Raw genomic sequence first — 21,139 nt, forward strand, 5'->3', positions numbered from 1 at the left:
GCTGTGCTGAGACCAGGTGCTGCGGTGCGGGCGGGGCTGAGGTGCTGCGGCGCTTGAGGTGCTGAGGTGCGGGTGGTGCGTACCGCGTCAGCGGCCGAGCTGCTCGGTCGCGGCGGCCAGGCGCCGGGACACGGTGCCGTCGACGACCTCGTCGCCGACCTGCACACGCATGCCGCCCAGGACGTCGGGGTCGAGGTCGACGGCCAGACGGACCTGACGGCCGTACCGGCGGGTCAGCGAGGCGGCGAGACGCTGCTGCTGCTCCTCGGTCGGCCAGGTGGCGACGACGACGTGCGCGACGACGCGCTCGCGCCGGCGGGCCGCGGCCTGCGTGACGAACTCGAAGGCGTGCTCGGGGCGGCGACCGCGGGGGTTGGACGCCATCCGGCGCACCAGGACCGAGGTCTCGGGTGCGGCGGCGGTGTCCACGAGGCGGCCGACCATGGCGGCCTTGGCCTGGTCGGAACCACGGCGGTCCAGCAGGGCCGCGCGCAGGTCGCGGTCACCGGTCAGGACCTGGCCCACGCGGTGGACCTCCTGCTCGGCCCGGTCCAGCCGACCCGACGCCTCGGCCGCGGCCAGGACCGCGTCCACCGCCAGGATCTCGACGGAGTCCGCGAGGTCGTGCGCGGCGCTCCAGCGCGAGCGGGCCGCGCCACCGAGCAGGTCGGCCGCGTCGGCGGAGACCTTGCCGGCGAGCAGCCGGTCGAGCAGCTGCGCCTTGGCCTGCCCGTCCCGCGAGGGGTCGGTCAGCGCCCGGCGCAGGGGCACCGAGCCGTCGAGCAGGTCGACCACCGCGAACAGCTGCTGGCCCAGCCCGGCGCGGGCGTCCGCGTCGGGGGTGCGGTCCAGCAGCGCCTCGAGCCGCTCGGCGGCCTCGGCGTGCGAGGTTCGGCTGACTCCGCGCATCAGGCGAGGCCACCACCCGAGGAGCGCGGCGCGGCGGTGCCCACGGCCTGGGCGTCGCCGGACTCGAGGTCGGCCAGGAAGCGGTCCACGACGCGCTGCTGACGCTGCTCGTCGGTCAGGGACTCCCCGACCACGCGACCGGCCAGGTCGACGGCCAGGCGACCCACCTCGCCGCGCAGCTGCGCGACGGCCTGGGTGCGCTCGGCCTCGAGCTGGCGCTGGGCCTGCTCGGTGACCCGGTTCGCCTCGGTCTGCGCACGCTCACGCATCTCGGCGATGATCGCGGCGCCCTCGCTGCGAGCCTGCTCGCGGATGCGACCGGCCTCCTCGCGAGCCTCGGCGAGCTGGTCGCCGTACTCCTTGAGCCGCGCGTCGGCCTCGGCCTGGGCCTTCTCGGCCTTCTCGAGCCCGCCCTGGATCTTCGCCCCGCGCTCGTCGAGCACCCGCAGGTACGTCGGCAGCACGTACTTCGTGAAGAGCACGGCGAGCACGACGAAGACGACGAGCGACCAGACGATGTCGTAGGTCGCGGGCAGGAGGACGCTGGGGCTGCTCTCCTCCTCCGTCGCCGCAGCCAGTGCTGCGGAGTGCACGCTGAGCATCAGGAGAAGACGAAGCCGGCCGCGAAGCCGATGAGGGCCAGCGCCTCGGTGAAGGCGATGCCGAGGAACATCGTGGTCTGGAGGCGGCCGGCCATCTCGGGCTGGCGGGCCTGGCCCTCGACGGTCTTGCCGACGAGAACGCCGATGCCGATGCCGGGGCCGATCGCCGCGAGGCCGTAGCCGACGGTGGCGATGTTGCCGGTGAGGCCGGCGAGAACGGTGGTGTCCACGAGGGTTCCTTTCGGGTGGGTGGTCAGTGCTCCGGGTGGAGCGCGCCGCTGATGTACACGGCGGTGAGCAGGGTGAAGATGTAGGCCTGGAGGACCGAGACCAGGATCTCGAACAGCGTGAAGGCGAACCCGCCCACCAGCGTGGCCAGGAAGAAGCCGCCGACCGCGTTGCCGCTCAACGCCTCCCGGAAGAAGAAGTCCGTCGCCGAGAAGCACAGCACCAGCAGCAGGTGGCCGGCGATCAGGTTGGCCAGCAGACGGATGGTGAGCGAGAACGGCCGGATGATGAACGTCGAGGCGAACTCGATCGGCGTCACCAGCAGGTACAGCGGCTTCGGCACGCCCGGGGGGAACAGGTTGGACTTGAAGTAGCCGCCCACGCCCTGGGCGCGGATGCCGACGAAGATGAACGTGACGTAGGCGATCGCCGCCAGCAGCATCGGCACGCCGACGACGCTCGTCCCGCCGATGTTCAGGAACGGGATGACGCCCGTGATGTTCAGGGCGAAGATCATGAAGAAGAACGTGGCCAGCAGCGGGAGGAACTTGCGGCCGTCCTTGACCCCGAGGATCTGGTCGGCGATCTGGGTCCGCACCAGGTCGAGCATGAACTCGATCGTGCTGGTGAACCGGGACGGGAGCAGCCGCGCCCGGTTGACGTAGATCGCGAAGACGAGCACGACCACGGCCATGGCGATGAGCCGGACCATCATGATCCGGTTCATCTCGAACGGCGTACCGACGAAGAGGAAGCTCTCGGGGAAGAACTCGTAGATCCCCGGAGGGTGGAAGCCTTCGGAGTCCTCTGCGGACATCGGTAGCGCGGCGAACGCAGTCAGCGTCGTCAGCGTCGACTCCCGGGGTCTGGCCGGCGTGGGGACCGGCGAGCGAGCAATGAGGTCGGGGCGGCAGCCACAACCTGGTGGCCCGCTGCCCTCGGACGCCCGAACCCTACCAACACGATCAGGGTGCGCCGAACCTGCCTGGGCGCCTCAGCGGGCCGACGTGTCGACGTACGGGATGCGGGCCGAGGTCAGGGCCCGGAACTCCGCGTAGAGGGTGCAGAGCATGCCCACGACGATGCCGACGAACAGCGACACCGGGTCGTAGAACGTCATGTCGTGCAGCACGAACAGGGCCACGCCGACGACGACCACCTTGACCAGCCACGAGCCGAGCACCCAGCCCGCGACGACCACTGGGTCGCCGCCGGCGGTGCGGGCGCCGACCAGGGCCGTGGTGGCCAGGAACGCCAGCGCGATGGCGAAGCCGAGCAGCGCGCCCCACACCCCCGGCAGGCCGACGAGCAGCCCGGCGACCACGGCGGTGACGACGCCGGCGACCAGGCAGACCAGCGCGGCCAGCCGCACGGCCCGACGCAGCGCGGCGCGCAGCGCGAGACCGCCCTCGCCGACCTCGTGCGGGGCCGCGGTCGAGGCCTCCGGGGCGCCGTACGGGACGGCGGGGCCGGCTCCGGTCGGTCCCGTCGGCGGCGTGGGCTCGGTGGGCTGGTCGCTCATCGGGTCTCCTCCTGGCGGGTGGCGGGCGACGCGGGCGCCTCGACGACGTGGGCCTCGCCGACGTCGCCCTCCGGCTCGAGCTGCTCCTCCGGCTCGACGTCACCCTCCGGCTCGGGCTCCGGGTCGTCGCCCTCCCACGGCCCCGGGACGACCTCGCGCAGCAGCTCCTCCGCCACGGCACCCGCACGCAGCAGGCGCGGCCGCTCGCCCGTGCAGTCGACGATGCTGGAGGCCAGCTCGTCGAGGCACGCGCCGCCGTCCAGGTAGATCGCGACCGACTCGCCGAGCATGCCCTTGGCCTCGGCCATCGTCAGGGCGGCGGGCTCCCCGGTGGTGTTGGCGCTGGAGGTCGCGAGCGGCCCGGTGACGGCGAGCAGCTCCAGGGCCACGGGGTGCAGCGGCATCCGCAGGGCGACGGTGCCGCCGGTGTCGCCCAGGTCCCAGCTCAGCGTGGGCTGGGCGGTGACGACCACGGTCAGCCCGCCCGGCCAGAACGCCTCGACCAGGTCGCGGGCGTAGGTGGGCACCTGCATGGCCAGGCCGTCGAGGGTGGCGACGTCGCCGACCAGCACCGGCGGCGGGCTGTCGCGCCCCCGGCCCTTGGCCTCCAGCAGCGACGTCACCGCCCCGGGGGTGAACGCGTCGCAGCTGATGCCGTAGACGGTGTCGGTGGGGACCACCACGAGGGCCCCCCGAGAGATGGCGGCCGCAGCGGCGGACACCCCCCGCTCGCGGTCACGGGGCACGGCGCAGTCGTAGGTACGGCTCACGCGCGTCAGTCTCCCACCGTCGCGGCCGGTGCCCGGCGGGCGCTGGTGGCCCGCGGCCGTCCCGTCAGGTCGTCGTGGTGCTCGACGTCGGTCCAGCCGCCCGACCGGGCGAGCACGTCGGCCACCCCGGCGCACTGCGGCTCGGCGTGCTCCAGCACGAGCAGCCCGCCGGGCGCGAGCAGGCCCGCGGCCACGGCCACGCAGACCCGCAGCACGCGCAGGCCGTCGGGGCCGCCGTACAGCGCCAGCGCCGGGTCGTGCTCGGCGACCTCGGGGTCCACCGGGACCGCGTCGTCCGGGATGTACGGCGGGTTGGCCGTGACCACCGCGCAGCCACCGAGCAGGTGCGGCAGCAGCTCGCCGGCCCGGGCGACGTCGGCCAGCAGCAGCTCGACCCGGCCGTCGCCCAGCCGCTCGACGTTGCGGGCGGCCCACGCGTGCGCGTGCGGGTCGAGCTCGACCGCGGCCAGCCGGGCACCCGGCACCTCGTCGACCAGGGCCAGCGGCACCGCCGCGGAGCCGGTGCACAGGTCCACAGCCACCGGCGACCCCCCGGCCGCGGCCACCGCCCGCAGCTCGTCGACCGCCAGCCCGGCGAGCAGCTCGGTCTCCGGCCGGGGCAGGAACACCCCGGGCCCGACGGCCAGGTCGAGGCCCCGGAACGGCGCCCGGCCCGTCAGGTGCTGCAGCGGGACCCGGTCGGCGCGTTCGGCGACCAGCGCGGCGAACCGCTCCCCCGCCCCGGCGGGCCAGTCCCCGCGCATCAGCACCAGCCGCTGCAGCCCGCCGCGGTCGGTGCCTGCGGCGTGGGCCGCCAGCAGCTCGGCGTCGGTGCGGGCGGAGACGATCCCGGCCGCCTCGAGCCGGGCCGTGGCCGCGCCCAGCTGCTCGGCGACCGTGGCGCCGGGCGCGGTCCCGGCCCCCGGCCTCACGCCTGGTCCTGCTGGGCGCTCAGCTGCTCCTCGGTCCGCAGCCGGACCAGGCTGTCCAGCACCGGGTCCAGGTCGCCGTCCAGCACGGCGTCGAGGTTGTACGCCTTGTAGCCGCTGCGGTGGTCGACGATCCGGTTCTCGCCGAAGTTGTAGGTCCGAACCCGCTCGGAGCGGTCCACGGTCCGCACCTGCGCCGCCCGCACGCGGGCCGCGTCGGCGTCGGCCTCGGCGCGCGCCGCGGCCAGCAGCCGGGCGCGCAGGATCCGCATCGCCTGCTCCCGGTTCTGCAGCTGCGACTTCTCGTTCTGGCAGGTGGCCACCGTGCCGGTGGGCAGGTGGGTGATGCGGACGGCCGAGTCGGTGGTGTTGACGCTCTGCCCGCCCGGGCCCGAGGACCGGAACACGTCCACGCGCAGGTCGCCGGGGTCCACCTCGACGTCGACGTCGTCGGCCTCGGGGTGCACCAGCACGCCGACGGCGGAGGTGTGGACCCGCCCGGCGGACTCGGTGACCGGCACCCGCTGGACCCGGTGGACCCCGCCCTCCAGGCGCAGCAGGCCGTAGGCGCCCTCGGGCGCCTGCACGGCCAGCGTGGCGCTCTTGACGCCGCCCAGGTCGCCGAGCGCGGCGTCGATCACCTCGGCCCGCCAACCTCGCCGTTCGGCCCAGCGGGTGTACATGCGCACCAGCTCGCCCGCGAACAGGGCCGACTCGGTGCCACCCTCCCCGGCCCGGACCTCGACGATGGCGTCGCGCGCGTCGTCGGGGTCGCGCGGCACCAGCAGCAGCTGCAGCCGGTCCGCGGCCTGCTGCTCCGCCTGCTCGAGGCCGGGCAGCTCCTCGCGGAGGCCGACGTCGTGCGGGGCCAGCTCACGGGCGGTGGCGTGGTCCTCGTGGGCCTGCCGCCAGGCGTCGTGGGCCGTGACCACGGCCCCCAGCTGTGCGTAGCGGCGGGCGAGCCGCCGGGCGGCAACGGGGTCGCCGTGCACCGCGGGGTCGGCCAGGGCGGCCTCGACCTCGGAGTGCTCGTCGAGCAGGGGCTTCACCGCGTCGTACACGACACCTCATGACCGGGCTGGGACGGGCAGGACGACGACGGCGCCCGCCCGCGACCGGTGAGGGTGCGGGCGGGCGCCGGTACGACGGTCCTACTTGGCGTCGGACTCGGCCGGGGCCTTGCCGTAGCGCTTCTGGAACCGGGCCACGCGGCCACCGGTGTCCAGCAGCTTCTGCTTGCCCGTGTAGAACGGGTGGCAGTTGCTGCAGACGTCCGCGGCGATCTTGCCGCTGGTCTCGGTGCTGCGGGTCTCGAACGTGTTGCCGCAGGTGCAGGACACGGTCGTGACCACGTACTCGGGGTGGATCTCGGGCTTCATGGCTCTCCTCCTGGGGCGGTCGCCGGGTCGCCAGCCGCGGGGGCGGGTGGACGTGAACCGGAACCTTGTCGTCAGCAAGTGTGACGCATGGACCGAGTGGTCCGTGCCAGTCAATGCGTCAGGCGTCGTCCCTGTTCCCTCCGGGCGCGGTCTTGTTGACCTGCATGAGGAACTCCGCGTTGCTGCGGGACTTCTTGAGCCGGTCCAGCAGCAGCTCGATGGCCTGGTTGGCGTCCAGCGCGCTCAGCACCCGGCGCAGCTGCCACATGATGCGCAGCTCGTCGGAGCCGAGCAGGACCTCCTCGCGGCGGGTGCCGGAGGGGTTGACGTCCACGGCCGGGTAGACGCGCTTGTCGGCCAGGTGGCGGGACAGCCGCAGCTCCATGTTCCCGGTGCCCTTGAACTCCTCGAAGATGACCTCGTCCATCTTCGAGCCGGTCTCCACCAGGGCCGTGGCCAGGATGGTGAGCGAGCCGCCGTTCTCGATGTTGCGGGCGGCACCGAAGAACCGCTTGGGCGGGTACAGCGCGCTCGAGTCCACGCCGCCGGACAGGATCCGCCCGCTGGCCGGGGCGGCCAGGTTGTAGGCGCGACCCAGCCGGGTGATGGAGTCCAGCAGCACCACGACGTCGTGGCCCAGCTCGACCAGGCGCTTGGCCCGCTCGATGGCCAGCTCGGCCACCGTGGTGTGGTCCTCGGCCGGCCGGTCGAAGGTCGAGGCGATGACCTCGCCCTTGACCGTGCGCTGCATGTCGGTGACCTCCTCGGGACGCTCGTCCACGAGGACGACCATGAGGTGGCACTCCGGGTTGTTGGTGGTGATCGCGTTGGCGATCGCCTGCAGCACGAGGGTCTTGCCGGCCTTGGGCGGGGACACGATGAGACCGCGCTGGCCCTTGCCGATGGGGGCGACCAGGTCGATGATCCGGGTGCTCAGCACGCCCGGGTCGGTCTCCAGGCGCAGTCGCTCCTGCGGGTACAGCGGGGTCAGCTTGCCGAACTCGTCGCGCCCGCGGGCCTCCTCGACCGACTGCCCGTTGATGGCGTCGACGCGGACGATGGCGTTGAACTTCTGGCGGCGCTCCTCGTTGGGGCGCTCCTGCTTGACCTGGCCGACGACCGCGTCGCCCTTGCGCAGGCCGTACTTCTTGACCTGGTTGAGGCTCACGTAGACGTCGTGCGGGCCGGGCAGGTAGCCGGAGGTCCGGACGAAGGCGTAGCTGTCGAGGATGTCGACGATGCCGGCCACGGGCACCAGGACGTCGTCCTCGCGGACCTCGGGCTCGGCGTCCATGCCGCCGGGGCCCCGCTCACGACCGCCACCGGGGCGGTTGCCCTGCTTGTCGCGCTGGCGGTTGCGGCCCCGCCGCCGACGGCCACCGCGCTCGTCGTCGAAGTCGTCCCGGGGGCCGGAGGTGTCGCGGTCGTCCCGGTCCCGCTGGTCACGGGCGACCTGGTCACGGCCCGCCTGGTCACGGTCCTGGTTGCGGTCCTGGCCGTTGCGGTCCTGGCCGTTGCGGTCCTGGCCGTTGCGGTCCTGGTTCCGGTCCTGGCCGTTCCGGTCCTGGTTCCGGTCCTGGTTCCGGTCCTGGTTCCGGTCCTGGTTCCGGTCCTGGCCGTTCCGGTCCTGGCCGCGGTCCTGGCCGCGGTCCTGGTTGTTCCGGTCCTGGACGGTCCGGTCCTGGGTGCGGGCCCGGTCCTGCCCCGCGCCGCGGCCGCGCTCGGTCCGCGTCCGGTCGTCCTGGGCCCCGTTGCGGGCCGGCAGGTCGGGCAGGATCGGCTCGGCCTTGAGGACGGCCTCCTCGATCGCCGCCTCGGCGTCACGCTCCGCCCGACGGCGGGCCCGGCTGGGCGTACGGGAGCCTGCGTCACGGGAGCCCGCGTCACGCGACCCGGCGTCACGCGGACCGGCGTCGCGGGACCCGGCGGTCCGCTCGGCGCGGGAGTCGGCCGTGCCACGCTCCGAGGAGCCGGCCTCCGCCGGGGTGGGCTCGACGGTCTGGTCACGGCCGCCGCGGCCGGGCTCGTCGCCGGACCCGCTCGTCCCGCGGTCGGCCTCGGCCCCCGACGGGGACGGGTCGACGACCACGTCGAGCGTCGGGGCGCCGGCGGGCGCCGTGGCCCGGCGACGCCGCGGCGCGCGGGCGGGCGGGGCCTGCTCGGCGGGCGCCGCGTCGCCCTCGGCGGGCGCCGCGTCGCCCTGGGCGTCGGCAGGCGTCTCGGCGGGCGTCTCGGCGGGGGTCTTGGCGGGGGTCTCGGTCGAGCTGCGCCGGGCGGCCGCACCGTTGCGGGCCGCCGGGGCGGACGTGGTGCTGCCGGACCGCTCGCGCACCGCGCTGAGCAGGTCGGCCTTGCGCATCCGGCCGGCACCGGGGATGCCGAGCCGGGCGGCGACTGCCTGGAGCTCGGCGACCTTGAGGCCGCTGAGGTCAGCAGGAGTCTGGGCGCCGGGCGCGGTCGCGGCCACGGCGTCGTGGGTTTCGGTCACGAAGATCATTCCTTCGGATTGTCCGCCTGCCACGGTACGGGCCGGGCGGTGTGGGGCAGCCTGGCGGGGACTCGGGTCCTGGGGGTGTCGACGACAGCTCCGGGAGCTCGGCCACGACGGCTGCGGGACGGCGTCAACGAGGTCCGACAGACCCCCGCCGTGCTGGCAACGTTAGCACCGCGCCTGCTCAGGCGAGGACGGTTGCGCACACCGGCGTGCCCACCTGGTGGGCGCGTACCGACCAGCCCTCACCGGCCGCCGCGGCCACGGTGTCGCGCTCCGCGCCCAGGCACAGCAGCGACGGGCCGGCGCCCGACACGGCGGCCGCGACCCCCGCAGCCCGCAGCCGCACCAGCAGGTCGTGGCTGCGCGGCATGGCCCCGGCCCGCTGCTGCTGGTGGATCCGGTCCTCGGTGGCCGGCAGCAGCAGGTCCGGCACCCCCCGAAGCGCCTGGACCAGCAACCCCGTGCGCGCCCCGGTGAACGCGGCGTCGGAGTGCGGCACCGTGGCCGGCAGCAGCGAGCGCGCCACCTCGGTCATCAGGACCTCCTCCGGCACGCAGGTGACGACCGCCAGGTCCGGGGTCACGTCCAGCGGTGCCGCGCGGTAGGTGGACCCGTCCGACCAGGCCAGCACGGCCCCGCCGAGCACGCTGGCCGCGGCGTTGTCACCGTGGCCCTCGGCCGCCGAGGAGGTCGCGACCAGCCACTGGCTGCGCGACAGCCCGTCCACCTCGTCGAGCTCCCCGTGCACCAGCGCCCACGCGGCGGCCAGACCGGCGACGATCGCGGCGGCGGACGAGCCCAGCCCGCGGCCGTGCGGCACGACGTTGCGGCAGTCCAGCTCCAGGTCGACCAGGTCGGCGCCCGCCCCCAGCCCGGCGAGCCCGCCCCGGACCCAGCGGGCCACCAGGTGGCGCTCGTCGAGCGCGACGTCCCCGGCGCCCTGACCCTGGACCCGGACGGTGGTCCGGGGCGCACCCGGGTCGGAGGCGGGGCGGCAGGACACCGTGACCTCGTCGCGCAGGTCCAGCGCGAGGCCGACCGCGTCGAAGCCCGGGCCCAGGTTGGCCGAGGACGCCGCGACCGAGACCTCGACCGTGCGGGGGGCGAGCGGCTGGTGCGCCTGGTTCATCCCAGGCCCAGGGCGTCGGCCACCTCGACGACGTCGGCCGACACCCGGGTGGGGCGCACGTCGTCGCCGTCGGCGCCCTTGAGCGCCCACTGCGGGTCCTTGAGCCCGTGCCCGGTGACGGTGCAGACGATGCGCTGGCCGGGCTCGACCTCACCGGCGGCGTGCGCGGCCAGCAGGCCGGCCACCCCGGCAGCCGAGGCGGGCTCGACGAACACGCCCTCGCCGGCGGACAGCCACCGGTGCGCGGCGAGGATCTGCTCGTCGGTCACCGACCGGATGGCCCCGCCGGACTCGTCGCGGGCGGCGAGCGCCTGCTCCCAGGACGCCGGGTTGCCGATCCGGATGGCCGTGGCGATGGTCTCCGGCTCGTCCACCGGGTGGCCGAGCACGATCGGCGCGGCACCCGCGGCCTGGAAGCCCCACATCCGGGGCCGGTGCGTGGCCGGGCCGTCGGCCGCGTACTCCGCGTAGCCGCGCCAGTAGGCGGTGATGTTGCCGGCGTTGCCGACCGGCAGGCAGTGGATGTCCGGGGCGTCGCCGAGGACGTCGACGACCTCGAACGCGGCGGTCTTCTGGCCCTCGATCCGGGCGGGGTTGACGCTGTTGACCAGCTCGACCGGGAACGCCTCGGACAGCTTGCGGGCCACCCGCAGGCAGTCGTCGAAGTTGCCGTCGACCTGCAGCAGGGTCGCCCCGTGGGCGATGGCCTGGGCCAGCTTGCCCATCGCGATCTTGCCGTCCGGCACGAGCACGGCGCAGGTGATGCCGGCCGCCGTCGCGTAGGCGGCGGCCGAGGCGGACGTGTTGCCGGTGCTTGCGCAGACCACGGCCTTGGCCCCGTTGGCCACCGCGACGGTCATCGCCGTGGTCATCCCCCGGTCCTTGAACGACCCGGTGGGGTTGCAGCCCTCGACCTTCAGCCAGACCTCGCACCCAGTCGTCTCCGACAGCCGGCGGGCGTGCACCAGGGGGGTGCCCCCCTCGGCCAGGGTGATGTCGCGCGAGCCGGCCGCCAGGGCCCCGACGATCGGCAGACGGTCCCGGTACTCGGGGATGACTCCCCGCCACGGTGCGGCCATCAGCTGCTCACTCTCCCTCGACGCGCATGACGGACGTGACGTCCAGGACGGAGTCCAGGCCGGCCAGGTCGGCGACCGTGTCCGACAGCGCGGTGTCCGCGGCCACGTGCGTGACCACGACCAGCTCGGCGGTGCGGTCCTCGCCCTCGCCCTGGGCCTGCTGGCGCACCTGCTCGATCGAGACCCCGTGGGCGGCGAAGGCGTCGGCGACCCGGGCCAGCACACCCGGCCGGTCGGCCACCTCCAGGCGCACGTGGTACCGCGTCGTCACCCGGGACATGGGCAGCGCCGGCAGCTCGGCGTAGGCGGACTCCCCCGGGCCCCGGCCCCCGTGGACCCGGTGGCGGGCCACGGCCACGACGTCGCCGAGCACGGCGCCCGCGGTGGGCGTGCCCCCGGCGCCCGGGCCGTAGAACATCAGCTCGCTGGCGGCCTCGGCCTCGACGAACACGGCGTTGAACGGCCCGCGCACCCCCGCCAGCGGGTGGCTGCGCGGGACGAAGGCGGGGTGCACCCGCACCGTGACGCCCTCGGGGCCGTCGGGACCGGCCGGGACCCGGGCCCCGATGGCCAGCAGCTTGACCACGCAGTCCATCCGCCGGGCCGCGGCGACGTCGGCGGCGCTGACGGCCGTGATGCCCTCGCGGTGCACGGCCTCGCCCGGGACGCGGGTGTGGAAGGCCAGGCTGGCCAGGATCGCGGCCTTGCTGGCGGCGTCGTAGCCCTCGACGTCGGCGGTCGGGTCTGCCTCCGCGTACCCCAGCGCCTGCGCTCGCTCGACGGCGTCGCCGAAGCCGGCGCCGGTGGTGTCCATCTGGTCCAGCACGTAGTTGGTCGTGCCGTTGACGATCCCCAGGAAGCGTGTGACGCGGTCGCCGGCCAGCGACTCGCGCAGCGGCCGGATCAGCGGGATGGCGCCGGCGACGGCCGCCTCGTAGTACAAGTCGACGTCGGCGGCGGACGCGGCGTCGAACAGCTCGGGGCCGTGCTCGGCCAGCAGCATCTTGTTGGCGGTCACCACGCCCGCACCGTGGGCGAAGGCGGCGTGCATCAGGGCCCGGGCCGGCTCGATGCCCCCGATCACCTCGACCACGACGTCGGCCCGGGCGACCAGGCCCTCGGCGTCGTCGGTCAGCAGGGCGGGGTCGATGCCCGGCCTGACCCGGTCCGGACGTCGCACGGCGATCCCGACCAGCTGCAGGGGCGCACCGACCCGGGCCTCGAGGTCGTCGGCCTGCTCCGTCAGCAGCCGGGCCACCTCCGAGCCCACGACTCCACAGCCCAGCAGGGCGACACGCACCGGATCCACGGCTGCAGTCTGTCAGCCGCCGGTAGCGCTCGCGGCGCCCGGTCGCATCCCGGTCAGGGCGCGGTGCCATGCTGCTCGTCGGCACCGCCGGGCCCGACGGCGCCCCGCTGCGCCCCGCATCAGCAGGAGGTCCCGCGCATGGACGTCCCCACCTGGGTCTGGATCGCCACGCTCGCGCTGCTGAGCACGGTGCTGCTGGTGGACGTGGCCGTCATCGGTCGCCGCCCGCACATGCCCTCGCGCCGCGAGACCGGCACGGCCCTGGCGGTGTACGTGGGCCTCGCGGTGCTGTTCGGGCTCGGCGTCTGGTTCTTCGCCGGCCCGGGCTTCGCCGCCCAGTTCTACGCCGGCTGGCTGACCGAGTACTCGCTGAGCGTCGACAACCTGTTCGTGTTCATCGTCATCCTCGGCACGTTCCGGGTGCCGGGGCACCTGCAGCAGGCCGCCCTGATGATCGGCATCATCATCGCGCTCGTGCTGCGGGGGGCGTTCATCGCGGCCGGTGCGGTGGCCATCGAGCAGTTCTCCTGGGTGTTCTACCTCTTCGGCGCGTTCCTGGTCTGGACGGCGGTCCGGCTGGCCCGCTCCGGCGGCGAGGACGAGGAGTTCGAGCAGAACCGGCTCATGCTGTGGGTCGAGCGCCGGCTGCCGGCGACCAGCTCGTGGGACGGCGGCACCCGGCTGGTCGTGCGCCAGGCGGGCCGGCGGGTCGTGACGCCCATGCTGCTGGTCGTGCTGGCGCTGGGCACGACGGACCTGCTGTTCGCGCTGGACTCCATCCCGGCGATCTACGGCCTGACCGAGGAGCCGTACCTGGTCCTCACCGCCAACGTCTTCGCCCTGATGGGGCTGCGGCAGCTGTACTTCCTGATCGGCGGGCTGCTGGAGCGGCTGGTGTACCTGTCCCTGGGCCTGGCCGTGCTGCTCGGGTTCATCGGGGTCAAGCTCGTGCTGCAGGCGCTGGCCGAGAACGAGGTGCCGTTCGTCAACGGCGGCGAGCCGGTCCCCTGGGCGCCCGAGCTGCCGACGTGGGTGTCGTTGGTCGCGATCGTCGTGGTGCTGGGGGTCACCACGGTGGCGAGCCTGGTGGTGGACCGGCGGCGGGGTGGGCGGCCCGCGCCGCCGGCCGCACCGGGCCCTGCCGGTACGGGCTCGACCGCGCCGGAGGCGCGCGTAGACCCCCTGCCCTGAGGCGTCGCGCACCTCACGGGCCCCGGCGGGATTCTCCCTACCTCGTCGCCGAGGTTGTGTCCGGCCCCCTCCGTAGCGTCCACCTCGTGATCGACCTGGGGGACCTGCCACCGCTGCTGCACCGTCTGGGTGCCGCGGCCACGGTGGCCGTGTCCGACGACGCCCTGGTCGAGACCATGGCCGCCGCCGGGGCGCTGGCCTGCTGGGCCGAGGCCATGGTGCTGGAGACGACGGCCAGGCTCCGGGACCTGCGGCTGGCCACCCAGACCGAGCTCGCGCAGGAGCTGGGGGGCTGGGACGCCGTGGCCGACCGCGGCGGCCCGTGCGACGGGGACGAGGTCGACCGGTTCACCGCGGTCGAGGTCGCCGCCGCGCTGGGGCTGTCGACGCGCACGGCCAGGGACCGGGTGGGGCTCGCCGTCGACGTGGTCACCCGCCAGCCCGTGCTGCTGGCGGCCATGCGGGCCGGCACGGTCTCGGTGGCGCACGCCCGTGCCGTCCGGGACGCCCTCGACCCGGTGACCGACGACACCGTGGCCGCCGCCGTCGTCTCGGGTGTCGTGGCCGAACGGACCGAACAGGCCGAGCAGCACGGGGTGCCCGAGCGCCTCGGCGTCCTGGGCACCCCGGCCGAGCTGGCCGCACACGTGCGACGGGACGCCGCCCGGGCCGGGGTGGACGCCGCCACCCGCTGCCGGGCGGCGCGGGCCCGCCGTCGCCTGACCTCGTGGGGGCTCCCGGACGGGATGGCCGCCCTGCAGGTGACCGGTCCGGCCGTGACCATCGCCGCTGCGGTGGCCGCCGTCGACCACCGCGCCCGGGACGCCGTCGACGCCGCCCGGTCGGCCGTCGCCCGAGACGCCGCCGCACCCGGTGGTGAAGAGGACGATCGGCGTGAGGTCCCGACCCTGGACCAGGCGAGGGTCGACGTGGTCCTCCAGTCGCTCACCGGGTCGCCGGACCTCGAGCGCCAGCCCGGGATCGTCGGCCTCGACGTCACGGTGCTGGTACCGGTGGACGTCCTGACGTCGGTGGCCGCGACGGGCACCAGGTCCGACGACGCGACCTCCGATCCGAGCGGGACCGCCGGCACGGACAGGACCGCCGGCGCGGACCGATCCCGCCCCGGACGCACGAAGGTCACGGGGCCACCGGCCGAGCTGGCCGGACTCGGACCGCTCCCTGACGTCGTCGCCCGCGCCGTCGTCGCCTCGACCCGCAGGCTGCGGGTGGTCCCGCTCGACGAGCGTGGCCACGTGGTCACGCCGTGCAGCGCTCCCCCGGACGGCGCCTTCCCGGGCAGCAGGCCACCGGACAGCGGGCCCCCGGGCAGCGCAGCACCTGGCAGCGGGCCGCCAGACAGCTCGTCGCCGGCAGTCCGGCCCGACCCCGGTGGCGGCTCCGACTCTCGTTCCGGTTCCTCGGCTGGCGTTGCTCACGGCTCCGGCGAGCGCGTCGACCACGAGCCCGGTCACGCCGGTGACCACGCCTGCGACGGCGACCACGAGGGGGCCGGGACGTACCGGCCCGGCGCCGCGCTCGAGCGTGCCGTCAAGGCCAGGGACGTCACCTGCCGGTGGCCGGGCTGCCGGGCCCGCGCGGCCCGCTGCGACCTCGACCACACCTCCCCGTTCCCGGTCGGGCTCACCTCGGCCTGCAACCTGGCGTGCCTGTGCCGGCTGCACCACCGGGTCAAGCACCGGGCGGGGTGGATCGTGCTCCAGGGGCCGTTCGGTCGCCTCGACCTGGTCAGCCCCACCGGTCGCCTGCACGTCACGGAGCCCGGCACCTGGCACCGCCGTCGCGGCCCGGACCCCGAACCCCAGGGAACCGTCCCCGGGTGAGGGCCGGTGGGCCGAGGCCCGCTGGTCAGCCCAGGTCAGCCCAGGTCGAGCGCGAGCAGGTCCTCCTCGGTCTCGCGACGCACCAGCACCCGCGACACCCCGTCCCGAACCGACACGACGGGCGGACGGGGCACGTGGTTGTACTGGCTGGCCAGGCTTCGGCAGTAGGCCCCCGTACCCGGCACGGCGAGCAGGTCACCACGTCGGACGTCACCGGGCAGGAACTCGTCGCGCACGACGATGTCCCCGCTCTCGCAGTGCTTGCCGACCACCCGCGCCAGCACGGGCGGCGCGTCGGAGGCCCGCGAGGCCAGCGTGCAGGAGTAGTCCGCGTCGTACAGCGCGGTCCGGACGTTGTCGCTCATCCCGCCGTCCACGCTCACGTAGGTCCGCTCGCCGCCGCCGTCCAGCCGGATGGGCTTGACCGTGCCCACCTCGTACAGCGTGAACGTCGTCGGGCCCACCACCGCACGCCCCGGCTCCACGCTGATCCGGGGCACGTCCACCCCGGCCGACGCGCACTCGGCGGCGACGACCTCCGCCAGCCGCGCCGCGATGTCCGCGACCGGCATCGGCCGGTCGGTCGAGGCGTAGGCGATACCGAAGCCACCGCCCAGGTCCATCTCCGGCAGGGCGGTGCCGTGCCGGGCCAGGACGTCGGCGTGCAGCCGGACCAGCCGCCGGATGGCGACCTCGAAGCCCGCCGGGTCGAAGATCTGCGAGCCGATGTGGCTGTGCAGACCGCGCAGCTCGAGCTCGGGTCGCTGCAGCACGTCCGCGACCACGCCGGCCGCGACGCCGTCCGACAGCGCCAGGCCGAACTTCTGGTCCTCGTGGGCCGTGGCGATGAACTCGTGGGTGTGGGCCTCCACGCCGACGTTCACCCGCACCATGACAGGTGCCCGCACGCCCCGGGCCCGGGCCAGCGCCGCGATCCGGGCCGGCTCGTCGGCGGAGTCGACGACGATGCGCCCCAGGCCGTGGGCCAGCGCCCGGTCGATCTCGGCGTCGGACTTGTTGTTGCCGTGCAGCGTCATGTGGGCGGGGTCCACCCCGGCGCGCAGCCCGACCGCCATCTCTCCCCCGGTGGTCGTGTCCAGCCGCAGGCCCTCCTCCGCCACCCAGCGCGCGACGGCCACGGACAGGAAAGCCTTGCCCGCGTAGTACACGTCGGCGCCGCCGCACAGCCCGTCGAAGGCGTCGTCGAAGGCCTCGGCGTGGGCGCGGGCGCGGGTCCGCAGGTCGAGCTCGTCCAGCACGTAGGCCGCCGTGCCGTGCTCGGCCGCGATGTCGAGGACCGACACCCCGCCCGCGCGCAGCGCGCCGTCCGCGCCGCGCTCGACCGTGCGGGCCCAGAGCCCGGGCAGCAGCGCGTTGACGTCGTCGGGGGTGCGGAGCCAGTGCGGCGCCGGGGCCAGCGCCCCGGCGTGCATCACCCCGGCCTCGTGGGCCCTCACATCCGCTCCGGCGCGCTGACGCCGAGCAGCGCGAGCCCGTTGGCCAGCACGGTCCGCACGGCGTCGTTCAGCCACAGCCGGGTGCGGTGGACGTCGGTGACGGGCTCGACCGTGCCGTCCTGGGCGACCGAGGGCATGACCCGGCGCTGGTCGTACCACTTGTGGTACGTCCCGGCCAGCTCCTCCACGTAGCGGGCGACGCGGTGCGGCTCGCGCAGCTGGGCGGCCTGGGCGACCACCCCGGGGAACTGGGCCAGCGAGGCCAGCACGACCTCCTCGCTGTCGTGGTCGAGCAGGCTCGCGTCGAAACCGTCCTCGCGGCGCACCCCGGCCGTGGCCGCGTTGCGGGCCACGTTGGCGGTGCGGGCGTGCGCGTACTGCACGTAGAAGACCGGGTTGTCGTTGGTCTGCTTGACGAGCAGGTCCAGGTCGATGTCGATCGCCGAGTCCGCGCTGGAGCGCGCGAGCGCGTAGCGGGCGGCGTCCACGCCGACCCCGTCGACGAGGTCCTCCATCGTCACCACGGTCCCGGCGCGCTTGCTCATCCGCACCGGCGCCCCGTCCTTGACCAGGTTGACCATCTGCCCGATGAGCACCTCGACGCGGTCGGGGTCGTCCCCGAACGCGGCCGCGGCGGCCTTGAGCCGGGCGATGTACCCGTGGTGGTCCGCACCCAGCATGTAGATGGCGAGGTCAGCGCCGCGACGACGCTTGTCCCGGAAGTACGCCAGGTCCCCGGCGATGTAGGCAGGCTGCCCGTCGGACTTGATCACCACCCGGTCCTTGTCGTCGCCGAACTCGGTGGAGCGCAGCCACCAGGCCCCGTCCGCGAAGTACAGCCGGTCCGAGCCCTTGAGCTCCTCAAGCGCCGCCTCGACCGCACCCGAGGTGTGGAGGGAGTCCTCGTGGAAGTACACGTCGAAGTCGACCCCGAAGTCGTGGAGGCTCTTCTTGATGGCCGTGAACATCAGGTCGACGCCCTCGGACCGGAAGACCTCCTGCGCCTCGGCCTCGGGCAGGTCGAGGACGTCCCGGCCCGACCGGGCCAGGACGTCGGCGGCGATCTCCTCGATGTAGGCGCCGCCGTAGCCGTCCTCCGGTGCCTGCTCGCCGCGCGCCCTCGCCAGCAACGAGCGGGCGAAGCGGTCGATCTGCGCGCCGTGGTCGTTGAAGTAGTACTCCCGGACCACGTCGGCACCGCACGCCTGCAGCACCCGCGCCAGCGAGTCACCTACGGCCGCCCACCGGGTCCCGCCCAGGTGGATGGGCCCGGTCGGGTTGGCCGACACGAACTCGAGGTTCACGACCTCACCCGCCAACGAGTCGTTGCGGCCGTACTCCTGCCCCGCCTCGACCACGTCCCGGGCCAGGGCCCCGGCGCTCGCGGTGTCCAGGCGGACGTTGAGGAACCCGGGACCGGCCACGTCCACGCCCTCGATCCCCTCGACCCGCCGCAGCCGCTCGGCCAGCAGCTCGGCGACCTCGCGGGGCGGCCGTCCCGCCGACCTGGCCAGCTGCAGGGCGACGTTGGTGGCCCAGTCGCCGTGGTCACGGTTGCGCGGACGCTCGACGGTCACGCCCGCGGGCACGTCGACGGCGAGGTCACCGGCCTCCACGGCCTCGAGCAGGCAGGTGCGGACGGCGGCGGCGAGGGTCTCCGGGGTCACGGTCGTCAAGGGTACGGGCGCGACCACCGCGGACCGTCCGCCCGTCGTCAGGCTGCTAGCATCTGCGAGTCCTGAGCCCCCGTAGCTCAGGGGATAGAGCACTGCCCTCCGGAGGCAGGGGCGCAGGTTCGAATCCTGCCGGGGGCACCCAGACCGACCGCAGCGCCGCGGGCGCACCGCGCAGGACCGCACTGCAACCCGATCGCCTCTCGGCCAGACTGCGGGGCATGACGACGGGTACGGCGACGACGGGTCCCATCACCGCCGAGGCGTCCGGCACGCCGGGCCGCCTGGCCGCGGCTGGCCTGGTCTGCGGCTCCGCGGTCCCGCTGTTCGGCCTCGAGGAGCGGGTGGTCGGCTACCCGATGCTGCTGGCCGGGCTCGGCCTGGCCTGGGCGCTCGGACGGGGTCGCTCGGCCCGAGCCGACGACGACCGGCTGCTGCGCCACCTCGGCCTGATCGCGACGTCGATGTTCGTCATCAGCCTGATCCCGCTCAAGGCGGACCTGAGCAACGCCGCCATCCTGCGGTTCGCGGTCGTCCTGGGCCTGGCCGTCCTGATCCCGCTGCTGGTCTCCCGGCACCTGTGGAAGGAGGACATCATCCGCTTCCCGGTCCGGACGGGGCGGCGGTGGAGCCGGTTCGAGTGGGGCTACCTGCTGCTCGTCGTGGCCCTGGGCTACCTGGTGCTGCCGGTGTACTTCATCAGCTCCGGCGCGTACCTCAACTGGCCGGCCATCAGCACGGGCGACGAGATCGCGCGCCTGTTCGTCGGGGTCAACGCGGTCGGCCTGTGGGACGAGCTGTTCTTCATCTGCACCGTGTTCGCCCTGCTGCGCCAGCACTTCTCGTTCCACCAGGCCAACGTGCTCCAGGCCGTGGTGTTCGTGTCGTTCCTGTACGAGCTGGGGTACCAGTCGTGGGGGCCGCTGCTGACGATCCCGTTCGCCCTGCTGCAGGGCTACATCTTCAACCGGACGAAGTCGTTCCTGTACGTGCTGGTCGTCCACCTGAGCTTCGACGTGATCATCTTCGGCGTGCTGGTGCACGCCCACAACCCGCAGTGGCTCGACGTGTTCGTGACGGCTCCCGCCTGACGGACGGCCCGTCGCCCGGCGACCCGGCGGCGCCCGGCCGCAGCAGCGACGAGCCGGCGGCGGAGCTCACCACTGCCCGGCGGTGTACTCCCAGTGCCAGGGCTCGTACGGACCGCCGCCGCCGCGCTGCGCCCAGCGCGGGTTCTCGAAGCCGTGGTCCGCCGCGTTCTCGGTCAGCCAGTCGTAGGCCGGTCCGGCCGACTCGACCCCGCCGCACAGGTCCACCGCGAGACCGAAACCGTGCTCGCTGGTCCCGGCCCGGGCGGCCAGACCCGGCTTGCGGGCCCGCAGCGACTCCTGGGCGGCGTAGGAGCGGTAGCCGTCGGTGATGCAGATGTCCCGCCCGAACGCGGCCCGGTACTCCTCGTTGAGCAGCGCCAGCGACACCGCGGCGTCGGCCCGGATCTCGCTGCCGTCCCACAGGGTGCAGAGGTAGCTCTGGTCGATGTTGCCGTTGGACTGCGCGACCTCGGGCGGGGTGCCGTCGCAGCCGGGCAGCACGCTGCGGTCACCGTCGCGGGAGGCGCGGTCCTCGCCGACGCGCAGCAGGCCGTCCTCCCCGGGGACCAGCGACGACCCGGCTTCCAGGTCGGCGGCGGCCGCGGCCGGGGCGATCGCCGCCGGGGCGGCGGCGACCTCCTCGCGCACGAACTGCGGCACGGCACCGGCCGTGGCCGGGACGTCGGAGGTCGAGGCGTACCCGGCGGTGGCCGCCACGAGCGAGCCCACGACCAGCAGCTGCGGCACCCGACGCCACGCGGGGCGGGCCGCGGGACGCGCCGGGACGACGTCGTGCACCAGGTTCGAGGCCACCGGGGTGGGGCGGGGGACGACGTCGTCCACCCACACGTCGTCCCCGCCCTCGAGGACGTGGTCGGCGTCCGGCGTGGCCGTCGCCGCGGCGGGGGGCAGGACCCGAGCGGCACGTGCGGCCGGGACGACTGCGGACCGCGCGGCTGAGGACGGCGCGGCTGCGGGCGGGGCGGCTGCGGGCGGGGCGGCTGCGGGCGGCGCGGCTGCGGGCGGCGCGGCTGCGGACGGACTGGCCTCGGCAGGGACAGCAGTCGGGACGGTCGCCGACGGGACGGTCGCCGACGGGATGGTCGCCGACGGGACGGTCGCCCACGGGACAGCGGTCGGGACGGGCTGCAGCGGCACGGCTGCGGGCGGCACGGTGCGGACCGCGCCTCCCCCGACCGCCTGCCCCTCGCCCCGGGTCGCGGCCCTGGCAGCTCGCGCCGCAGCCCGCGTCGCCCCGGCCTGCGTCGCCCCGGCCTGCGTCGCCCCGGCCGGCGTCACCCCGGCCTGCGTCACCCCGGCGGCCTGGTCGCGGAGCCGCAGCTCACGGCGGGTGAGCGGCGGGCGGACGACCTGCGCCTGCTCGTCCGAGGAGTCGCCGGCGGGCCGTGCTCCGGACGCCGCAGCGGCCCGCTCGGCGGCCCGCAGGGCGCGTCGCGACGGCAACGTCTGCTCGTCGGGGCGCGGCAACGGCACGTGTACTCCAGTCGTGTCGCGCACCAGCGGTACGGCGGA

The 21,139-nt window shown here is 74.8% G+C and carries 19 protein-coding genes and 1 tRNA gene; 4 read left to right on the forward strand and 16 right to left on the reverse strand.

Translation table 11 applies throughout. The annotated features are described in order from the left end of the window. Positions 1-87: 87 nt before the first annotated feature. The 13 genes from SJY06_RS17520 to SJY06_RS17580 form a co-directional block, all read right to left on the reverse strand. A complete protein-coding gene (locus SJY06_RS17520; RefSeq protein WP_380168816.1) occupies positions 88-909 on the reverse strand; it encodes a F0F1 ATP synthase subunit delta in 822 nt (273 codons plus the stop codon). After that, complete coding sequence (locus tag SJY06_RS17525) at positions 909-1,511, reverse strand: F0F1 ATP synthase subunit B (RefSeq protein WP_380168817.1); 603 nt, start codon at positions 1,509-1,511, stop codon at positions 909-911. The genes SJY06_RS17520 and SJY06_RS17525 overlap by 1 nt, the downstream gene beginning before the upstream one ends. After that, positions 1,511-1,741, reverse strand: a complete 231-nt coding sequence (locus tag SJY06_RS17530; protein WP_380168818.1) for an ATP synthase F0 subunit C — start codon at positions 1,739-1,741, stop codon at positions 1,511-1,513. Before SJY06_RS17530 ends, SJY06_RS17525 begins: the two co-directional genes overlap by 1 nt. Before the next feature lie 23 nt (positions 1,742-1,764). Continuing rightward, positions 1,765-2,556, reverse strand: a complete 792-nt coding sequence (atpB, locus tag SJY06_RS17535; protein WP_380168819.1) for a F0F1 ATP synthase subunit A — start codon at positions 2,554-2,556, stop codon at positions 1,765-1,767. A gap of 177 nt (positions 2,557-2,733) precedes the next feature. After that, the gene (locus tag SJY06_RS17540) at positions 2,734-3,261 is read right to left on the reverse strand and encodes a hypothetical protein (protein WP_380168820.1); all 528 of its coding nucleotides are present in this window, start codon (positions 3,259-3,261) and stop codon (positions 2,734-2,736) included. After that, a complete protein-coding gene (locus tag SJY06_RS17545) occupies positions 3,258-4,031 on the reverse strand; it encodes an L-threonylcarbamoyladenylate synthase (RefSeq protein ID WP_380168821.1) in 774 nt (257 codons plus the stop codon). Before SJY06_RS17545 ends, SJY06_RS17540 begins: the two co-directional genes overlap by 4 nt. A gap of 5 nt (positions 4,032-4,036) precedes the next feature. After that, the gene (locus SJY06_RS17550; RefSeq protein WP_380168822.1) at positions 4,037-4,963 is read right to left on the reverse strand and encodes a N5-glutamine methyltransferase family protein; all 927 of its coding nucleotides are present in this window, start codon (positions 4,961-4,963) and stop codon (positions 4,037-4,039) included. Next, positions 4,960-6,021, reverse strand: a complete 1,062-nt coding sequence (gene prfA / locus SJY06_RS17555) for a peptide chain release factor 1 (protein ID WP_380168823.1) — start codon at positions 6,019-6,021, stop codon at positions 4,960-4,962. Before prfA ends, SJY06_RS17550 begins: the two co-directional genes overlap by 4 nt. A 90-nt stretch (positions 6,022-6,111) precedes the next feature. Continuing rightward, positions 6,112-6,339 (reverse strand): 50S ribosomal protein L31, encoded by a 228-nt coding sequence (gene rpmE / locus SJY06_RS17560; RefSeq protein WP_380168824.1) that lies wholly within the window; start codon positions 6,337-6,339, stop codon positions 6,112-6,114. A 118-nt stretch (positions 6,340-6,457) separates the two neighbouring features. Further along, a complete protein-coding gene (gene rho / locus SJY06_RS17565; protein WP_380168825.1) occupies positions 6,458-8,827 on the reverse strand; it encodes a transcription termination factor Rho in 2,370 nt (789 codons plus the stop codon). Between the two features lie 187 nt (positions 8,828-9,014). After that, the gene (locus SJY06_RS17570) at positions 9,015-9,962 is read right to left on the reverse strand and encodes a homoserine kinase (protein WP_380168826.1); all 948 of its coding nucleotides are present in this window, start codon (positions 9,960-9,962) and stop codon (positions 9,015-9,017) included. After that, positions 9,959-11,041 carry a threonine synthase gene (thrC, locus tag SJY06_RS17575; protein ID WP_380168827.1) on the reverse strand — a complete coding sequence of 361 codons (1,083 nt, stop codon included), beginning with the start codon at positions 11,039-11,041 and terminating at the stop codon, positions 9,959-9,961. Before thrC ends, SJY06_RS17570 begins: the two co-directional genes overlap by 4 nt. A 7-nt stretch (positions 11,042-11,048) precedes the next feature. Beyond that, on the reverse strand, positions 11,049-12,350 hold the full coding sequence (locus tag SJY06_RS17580; RefSeq protein WP_380168828.1) for a homoserine dehydrogenase: 1,302 nt from the start codon (positions 12,348-12,350) through the stop codon (positions 11,049-11,051). A gap of 138 nt (positions 12,351-12,488) precedes the next feature. Between SJY06_RS17580 and SJY06_RS17585 the strand changes: the two genes are divergently transcribed. Next, the gene (locus SJY06_RS17585; RefSeq protein ID WP_380168829.1) at positions 12,489-13,541 is read left to right on the forward strand and encodes a TerC family protein; all 1,053 of its coding nucleotides are present in this window, start codon (positions 12,489-12,491) and stop codon (positions 13,539-13,541) included. 86 nt (positions 13,542-13,627) lie between these two features. Beyond that, complete coding sequence (locus SJY06_RS17590) at positions 13,628-15,385, forward strand: DUF222 domain-containing protein (RefSeq protein ID WP_380168830.1); 1,758 nt, start codon at positions 13,628-13,630, stop codon at positions 15,383-15,385. A gap of 35 nt (positions 15,386-15,420) precedes the next feature. Here SJY06_RS17590 and lysA read toward each other — a convergent pair whose 3' ends face one another. Continuing rightward, complete coding sequence (gene lysA, locus SJY06_RS17595) at positions 15,421-16,842, reverse strand: diaminopimelate decarboxylase (protein WP_380168831.1); 1,422 nt, start codon at positions 16,840-16,842, stop codon at positions 15,421-15,423. Next, a complete protein-coding gene (gene argS / locus SJY06_RS17600) occupies positions 16,839-18,509 on the reverse strand; it encodes an arginine--tRNA ligase (protein WP_380168832.1) in 1,671 nt (556 codons plus the stop codon). Before argS ends, lysA begins: the two co-directional genes overlap by 4 nt. Before the next feature lie 75 nt (positions 18,510-18,584). On the opposite strand from argS, the gene SJY06_RS17605 reads away from it, so the two are divergent. Together SJY06_RS17605 and SJY06_RS17610 are read left to right on the forward strand one after the other, a co-directional pair. Further along, positions 18,585-18,656: transfer RNA gene (locus SJY06_RS17605), tRNA-Arg, on the forward strand. An 80-nt stretch (positions 18,657-18,736) separates the two neighbouring features. After that, the gene (locus tag SJY06_RS17610; RefSeq protein ID WP_380168833.1) at positions 18,737-19,606 is read left to right on the forward strand and encodes a CPBP family intramembrane glutamic endopeptidase; all 870 of its coding nucleotides are present in this window, start codon (positions 18,737-18,739) and stop codon (positions 19,604-19,606) included. Positions 19,607-19,672: 66 nt separating this feature from the next. Here SJY06_RS17610 and SJY06_RS17615 read toward each other — a convergent pair whose 3' ends face one another. Next, the gene (locus tag SJY06_RS17615) at positions 19,673-21,100 is read right to left on the reverse strand and encodes a D-alanyl-D-alanine carboxypeptidase family protein (RefSeq protein WP_380168834.1); all 1,428 of its coding nucleotides are present in this window, start codon (positions 21,098-21,100) and stop codon (positions 19,673-19,675) included. Positions 21,101-21,139 lie beyond the last annotated feature (39 nt).

The sequence above is a fragment of the Jannaschia sp. R86511 genome (genome assembly GCF_042466345.1).
GTDB lineage: Bacteria > Actinomycetota > Actinomycetes > Actinomycetales > JBBAYJ01 > Aquipuribacter.